General features: G+C 79.6%; 1 protein-coding gene. It reads left to right on the plus strand.

Features of this window, described 5'->3' with window-relative positions:
• A partial coding sequence (locus tag AB8Z36_RS39645) for an FtsK/SpoIIIE domain-containing protein (RefSeq protein ID WP_440582127.1) occupies positions 1 to 2,058 on the plus strand: 2,058 nt, incomplete at both ends.

The following is a 2,058-nucleotide window of genomic DNA, read 5'->3' on the forward strand; positions in this document are numbered from 1 at the left end:
CCCGAGACCCGGGCCACCACGCGTACGGCTCGGCGGGCTGGGGCGCCGCGGGCGACGGCGGCGCGGCGGGGTCGGCACACGACGCACCGGGCCCCCTCGGCACTTACCCGTCCACGGCGGACCGGGGGGCGTACGGACCGCCGGAGTCCTTGGGCGTACGCCGCGGGGGGCCACGACGCGGGCAGCGTCCCGGCGCAGGGCGGCGCGCCCGGCGCCGAGCGGACGCGCACGGGCACGCCCCCGCGCGGGACCACGGTGCCCCGCTCCCTGCGCAGACGCGGTGGCCTCTCCGCCTGGGCCCGGCGCCTGACCGGGGGCAGGGACGGCGAGCAGGGCCGCGGCGACGCGCGCGACATCTACGAACACGACGGCCCCGACGGCTTCGACGGATGCGATGGCTTCAACGGCTTCGACGGCTTCGACGGCTTCGACGACGGGGTGTCCGGCGGCGCCCCCGAGCCCACCCCGGAGGAGCTCGCCGTGGCCGCCGCCGCACGGACCCCGGAGTCCTGGCCCGATCCGGCGGCCCTGCTGCTCACGGCGCTCGGCCCGGGACCCCGCCTCTGGGAGCGCGGCCCCGACCACCCCGAGGCCCTCGCGGTGCGGCTCGGCACGGTCGACCGGGTGGGCCCCGGCGACCAGGGGCTGCTGCCCGCCGTGCCGGTCACGGTCAGCCTGCGCGAGGCGGGCGCGCTCGGCCTCGCCGGGCCCCGCGAGCGGCTGAGCGGCCTGGCCAGAGCGGTCATCGCGCAGCTCGCCGCGCTCCACTCCCCCGACACCCTGGAGACCGTGCTGATCAGCACGGACCGGACACGGACCACCGCGCAGCGCACCGCCGAGTGGTCCTGGCTCGGCTGGCTCCCGCACCTCAGGCCCACCCACGGCCAGGACTGCCGCCTCCTCCTGGCCTACGACCGCGACCAGGCCACCGCCCGCACGGACGAGCTGCTCCGCCGCCTCGACGACCGCATCGCCGACGAGGCCGCGCCCGGCGGCGCCCGGGCGGCGGCCCCCGCGGCGCACACCGTCGTCATCGTGGACGGCGACCCGGGAGCCGCCGGTCTGCGGGAGGCCACCACCCGGCTCGCCGGGGAGGGCGCGCGCGCCGGAATCCACGTCGTCTGCCTCGCGGAGACCGAGGCCGCCTCACCCGCCTCACCGGTCCTCGACACCTATGAAGCGGCCTGCGCCGTCTCGCCGCCCTTTCGCGCGTGCGGAGCCGTGGCGCTGCTCAGCGGGGATGTCGCGACCGCGCTGCGGCTGATGCGGACGGCGGGCGGGCGCCCGGCGGGGCACGGCACCGTCGCCGCCGTGGACGCGGTGTCGGCCGCCTGGGCCGAGCGGTTCGCGCGGGCCCTCGCGCCGCTGCGCTCGGACGGCACACCCAGCGAGGGGCACGCGCGCGTGTCCGCGCCGCTGCCCCAGGCCGCCCGGCTCCTGGACGAGCTGGGCCTCGCCCGGGCCACCCCCGCCTCACTGATGGCGCGCTGGGCCGCGGCGGCCGACGACCCCGAGGCGCTCGGCGGGCGGGCCCTCGCGGTGCTCGGGGCGGGACCGCGAGGGCCCGTCGTCGCGGACCTCGCGGCCGACGGCCCGCATCTGCTCGCCGAGGGCCCCGCGGGCAGCGGGCGCACCGAGCTGCTGCGCTCCCTCGCCGCCTCCCTCGCCGCCGCCGAGCGGCCCGACCGGCTCGGCATCGTGCTCGTCGACGGACGGGACAGCGGCGGCGCGGGCGGCGGCGCGGAGCGGCAGGGCGCGGGCCTCGGCGTCTGCACCGACCTGCCGCACGTCACGACGCACCTGGTGGCCAACGACCCCGTGCGCATGCGGGAGTTCGCCCAGTCCCTGGCCGCCGAGCTGAAGCGGCGGGCGGAGCTGCTCGGCAGACTCGGCTTCGCCGAGTGGCACACCCAGCGGGAGGTGGCGGGTCGGCTGGTGGCCCAGCGTTCGCCGTCCCCGTCCGGCACCGGGTCCTTCAGGACGTCCGCCGCCAGGATGTCCGGCGCCACGGCCCAGGGCACCTCCGGAGCACATGCCGACACCTCGCCCGGCCCGCAC

It is taken from the genome of Streptomyces flavofungini (assembly GCF_041028215.1).
GTDB classification, from domain to species: Bacteria; Actinomycetota; Actinomycetes; order Streptomycetales; family Streptomycetaceae; genus Streptomyces; species Streptomyces flavofungini_B.